The 2,856-nt window shown below is 61.9% G+C and carries 1 protein-coding gene and 1 pseudogene; both read right to left on the bottom strand.

Annotation, left to right across the window (positions count from 1 at the left end; genetic code table 11):
- Window positions 1-199: 199 nt before the first annotated feature.
- Entirely contained in the window at window positions 200-2,566 is a 2,367-nt protein-coding gene (locus DYI37_RS19680; RefSeq protein WP_116684975.1) for a bifunctional diguanylate cyclase/phosphodiesterase, read from the bottom strand.
- A gap of 127 nt (window positions 2,567-2,693) precedes the next feature.
- A pseudogene (locus tag DYI37_RS20400) lies at window positions 2,694-2,856 on the bottom strand (IS3 family transposase); the annotation flags it as partial.

Genomic DNA, 2,856 nt, shown 5'->3' with positions numbered 1-2,856 from the left:
CTTCGACTGCCGCTTCAGCTTCTCGGCGACTGTGTTCAGGATCATGGCGAGCTCTCCGTCAATGAGAGCTCGAAAAACAACGAACACGGTCACCAGAGCGTTAAACTGAAAAGTTTGCGACACGCCCGTTTGAAGACCCTACGCGGCCTCACGCCCTTCGAGGCCATCTGCAAAGCCTGGACGGAAGAGCCGTTCAGGTTCATTCATGATCCGCACCACCAAATTGCGAGAATGCGTCGTGTGCGAAAGGCTCCGGTCGCCCGATGAGGTAGCCCTGGATTGCATCGCAGCCGATGTCGCGTAGAAGCTGGAGCTGGGAGGCTGTTTCGACCCCCTCCGCCAGGATCGCCACACCAAGGGTTCGCGCGATATGTGTGATGCCCTCCAGGACCGCCATGGAATGGCGATCGGTCTCCGCTGTAGCCACGAAAGATCGATCCACCTTGATGCGGTCCACCGGGAAGTCGCGCAGGTGCGCCAGCGACGAGTAACCCGTGCCGAAGTCGTCCATGGCGACCGTCACGCCGAGGCAGCGGATGGCATCCAGCATCCGGGCGATCTGCGGCCCGTCCTCGACGATCGCCGTTTCGGTCAGCTCGATTTCGAGGCGTCGGGCCGGTAGCCCACTCTGGGCGAGGGCTTGCGTCAGGTGGGACAGAAGAAGCGGCGAACGGAACTGGACCGGCGACACGTTGACGGCCACGTAGATCTCGCTCCCGAGCTGCGCGATCTGACGGCAGGCCTCGCCCAAGACCCAGGCCCCGATCGGAACGATCTGACCGGTCTCCTCCGCCACGGGAATGAACCGCGTTGGTGGGATCGCCCCGAGTGTCGGATGATCCCAGCGGATCAGCGCCTCGTAGCCGATCACCTGATCGTCCGCGAGTGCGAGAACAGGCTGGAACGCGAGATACATCTCGCCGCGTTCGACCGCCGTGCGCATGTCGGTCTCGAGTTGGACGCGCTCGGTTACCACTTCGAGCATACCGTGTGTGTAGCAACTCGAACGTCCCCGTCCCTGACGTTTGCTTTCGTAAAGCGCCAAGTCGGCAAACTGCATCAACTCGTCCGCATTGTGAGCATCGTCCGTGCAGCACAGACCGACGCTACAACCGATCATTAGCTTGATCTCGTTGATCTGGTAGGGGAGGGCGATCGACTCGATCACTTGGGCGGCGACCGCGTTTGCCCGATCGAGGTCCCCATAGACTAGGAGTGCCATCTCGTCGCCGCCAAGGCGCGCTACGAAGCCCTCCGGTCCGGCGATCTTGGTCAAACGCTCGGCGACTTGCACAAGCAGGCGGTCGCCCACGGCATGACCATAGGTGTCGTTGACAGGCTTGAAGCGGTCGAGGTCGATCATCAGCAGCTTGAAACGCTGCTTGGGAAAGAAGTCGCGTTCCATGCGCTCGTGCAGGGCCCGCCGGTTGGCGAGCTTCGTCAGCGGGTCGCAGTAGGCGAGTTCGGTGATCCGGCGCTGCGCTTCACGGTCCTTAGTCACGTCATCGAATGTAATGACCGTACCACCGCCCTCGACCGGCCGGACCTCGACCTGCATCATGCGCCCGTCGTCCATGGAATAGTCGATCTGCGTGCAGTTCTCGACGCTCCACCATGCGTCCAGCCGCCGCCGAGCCTCCTGCCGTCGCTCGCCGGTCCAGCCGTGCCGGTTGCCGACGCGCTCGATGATCTCGTTCGCCGTCAATCCCGCAAGTTCTGCATCGAAATCAAAACCGTAGATCTCAAGATAGCGCCGGTTGTAGAGACGGACCCGGTCGGTCGCGTCGAGATAGACCAGTCCGTTCGACATGTTGTCGAGCGCAGTTCGTAGAACGGCGGAGTGGGCTCGCTCCTGTGCGTCAAAGCGTCGTGCCGTTAGGATCGTCAGGAATGTGCCCAGGAAGAGGACGGCAGCCCCGGCTGCGGTGAAGATGCTGAGCGTGACACTCTCGTGCGAGAACACATCGTGCCCCGCGACCCGTTTGAGCTCCGTGCCGGAGATAGCGATGAAGTGGATGCCGCCGACCGCCAGCGTGAACAGGGCGCAGATGACGGGTGACGTCGCCCGGCGCGGAGGCAGACCGCAGGCGAGCGCCATGCAGCCGATCCCGATCCCCGTCGCAATTCCGCTCGCTAAAGGGGAGTAGGTCCGTAAGCATCCTTCGATGGCTGCCATACCGGCATAATGCATCGCCCCGATGCCGAGGCCCGCGACCGTACCCAGCGCAACTCGCGTGCGCCACGACGGACAGAGCGGAGCCAAGCCTAACGGTGCACCGACGACGAGCACCGCCACGAGCGCTGAAAGCGCCGTCCGTCCCCCTTCGTACCCGAGCATCAAGTCGGGTCGGTAGCCAAGCATGGCGATGAAGTGGGTGGTCCAGACGCTTAACCCCGCCACGACGGCGGTCCCCACTATCCAATGCAATCTGCTCTCGCGCCTGGTCTGTACCGCGTTGCGCATCAGCGCGGCCACCAGCCATCCCCCCACCACGCAAATTACGACAGCGGTGACGACAAAACTGAGCGAGTGATCGGCGGCAAGACGGACGACAGATTGGATCATCGCTGACTCTTACGCTATCACCTCTCTCTCCCGCATAAAAGAACACGGTATACGAACGGTTTGAATGATAAACGCGAGCGAGAACCATTTTGAACGATCTTAATGGTCTTGACGTGCCACTGAATCTTCATCCAACAGCGATTAGAGTCTCGTCCGTTTCAGATACGCCGTTGGGCGCTGGTTGAGCAACCGGCGTAGGTGCGGAGCCATCCGATAGCGGAGCGCCGGTGCCGGTTGCGATGATGGTGCGGGCAAAGTCCGCCGGGGTCTGGTAGCCGAGGGACGAGTGT

It is taken from the genome of Fulvimarina endophytica (assembly GCF_003403015.1).
Lineage (GTDB): Bacteria > Pseudomonadota > Alphaproteobacteria > Rhizobiales > Rhizobiaceae > Fulvimarina > Fulvimarina endophytica.
This window is presented reverse-complemented; position numbering and strand designations above follow the sequence as displayed.